At 49.1% G+C, this 228-nt stretch carries 1 protein-coding gene; it reads right to left on the bottom strand.

Features of this window, described 5'->3' with window-relative positions; genetic code table 11:
• Positions 1 to 228: DUF262 domain-containing protein (locus N825_RS38560; RefSeq protein WP_157619803.1), on the bottom strand; the 228-nt coding region annotated here is incomplete at both ends.

Here is a 228-nt window from a genome sequence, read left to right as displayed (position 1 = left end):
AGGCCGGGAAGTCCTGTAGCCCGAAGAGCAAGACGGATGGAAGCAAGAACATACTGAAGTGTAGTGAGTCGCTGCTGGCCATCAATGATGTATGACGTATCCACCCCCAATAGGCTGTCTTTGGATTGTGGTTCGAGCACGATGGCCCCGAGGAAGTGAGGCGTTGGTTTTGTTTTAGAAAGCCTGCTCTCAGCCTTATCGATAATATCTTCTAATAAAGCTGACCAT

Origin of the sequence: Skermanella stibiiresistens SB22, from assembly GCF_000576635.1 — a bacterium.
In the GTDB taxonomy this organism is placed as follows: Bacteria; Pseudomonadota; Alphaproteobacteria; order Azospirillales; family Azospirillaceae; genus Skermanella; species Skermanella stibiiresistens.
The sequence above is the reverse complement of the archived record's forward strand: the minus strand, read 5'-3'. Positions and strand labels throughout refer to the sequence as shown.